Source organism: Streptococcus sp. KR (assembly GCF_002238115.1).
GTDB lineage: Bacteria > Bacillota > Bacilli > Lactobacillales > Streptococcaceae > Streptococcus.
The window spans coordinates 1-1638 of the sequence record NZ_NGVM01000058.1 but is presented as its reverse complement, the minus strand read 5'-3'; the positions used below and the strand labels follow the sequence as shown (position 1 = coordinate 1638).

Genomic DNA, 1638 nt, shown 5'->3' with positions numbered 1-1638 from the left:
CTTTATTTTGAATAAAATCTGCGACTGCAAGACTACCAGCTGCTAAAACAACTTCATCCGCTTGTAGACTCTCCTCGACCTCTGGTTTAGAACCTGGTTTCGATCTAAAATCATACGGATTCGTTCCCTGAAGCAACTCCTCATCATCAGAAACTCCGTCGGCATCTATTATTTCTTTCCGATTATTTTTAGTTTCATCTAATTCAAATTGAACCTTTTCTATAGCTTTTTTATCTAATTTACTAGCATATTCTATATATTCTTCTGAAAATCTTTCATCCATCATCTCAGAAAGTGGGTATAGTTCAGATCCTATATCGTATCTTATACCGAATGTATAACTTTCTCCTTTTTCATTTTCAATATCAAAACTGGTTTTATAATATCCATTTCCTTCAGGCCTTAAACGCTCATTTTCAAAATATAGAATTTCTATAAATTCTTCGTATGGTACTAGTTCATCTTCTTCAAACCTATCTCGAATAGCCTTGTTTTCACTCCAATTAAATCGAATGTATAGTCCTATATCTGTATTTTGAGTAAAATCTGCGACTGCAAGACTACCAGCTGCTAAAACAACTTCTTCCGCTTGTAGCCCCTCCTCGACATCTGGTTTAGAACCTGGTTTCGATCTAAAATCATACGGATTTGTTCCCTGCAACAACTCCTCATCATCAGAAACTCCGTCAGCATCCGCATCACGTTTCAACTCCTGTTTGTGGTGGACTTGTTCTTCTAGTTTGATTTCTTCCTCTTGTGATTTCTCAAATTCTTCTCGAACTGTGGCGATCGTTTGTTCAACTTTTTCTGATAAACTTTTGATTTCTTTTTGCCATTTTTCTACAAGAGCTACTTGTTCCAACGGAGAATCCTTGACTCCCAAATTCTCAAACCAAGCAGATAGATTTTCGACCTCAACGCTATCCATTCCGTCAAAGGAGATAAATCCAAGACGACTATCATGACTACTATCCGAAAAACCAATCGGACTATTTTCTAACACTCCGTAAGGTACTTGAGATAAAAGTTGTTCTGCGTAAGGAGTATCTTCCAAAGCGTAACTAAACTGAGAAATATCTAACTCACTCGCCAATCTCTCCAGATGATACTGAGTGAATATGGTCCCATCTATCTTCATCAATTCTGGGTGCTCCCTCATTTCTCGTGTTCCAAGTCTTTCTTTATGAGCGATTGGGTTAATCTCCTCACCGATATTGTAACGAATACTATCCTGGATCAGTTCACCATCGGGAGCGTAGATACTAAACTGAATCTTAGTTGGATTGATGTAGCCTTCTGGGTGACCACCAGTCACTTGTTTTAGCCCTTCCTGATGTAACTGATAGAAGCTCTGATTGGCCTTGTATAGCTCTCTAGCAAATTCTTGATACGAAATCAGCTCTGTCTCTTTAAAGGGCAATTTAGGCCCATCTGGTAGCTCCTCAGCCCATTGAAGGCGTACATGGTAGTTCTCCTTATAGATATGATCTTGTTTCCACTCTTTATAAAAGTCTGAGTTTGTATCTAGGAGATGATCTTCTCCAGCTGCAGCAACAATCTGGTCAAATTTATCATTGTACCGTTTCGCATAGTCAAGATACTGATTCCAGGCTTGATGAAATTCTTCTGGAGTTTTTG

At 38.5% G+C, this 1638-nt stretch carries 1 protein-coding gene; it reads right to left on the bottom strand.

Translation table 11 applies throughout. The features are described 5' to 3' along the window. A partial coding sequence (locus tag CBI42_RS10715) for an LPD25 domain-containing protein (protein WP_306425625.1) occupies positions 1-1638 on the bottom strand: 1638 nt, incomplete at both ends.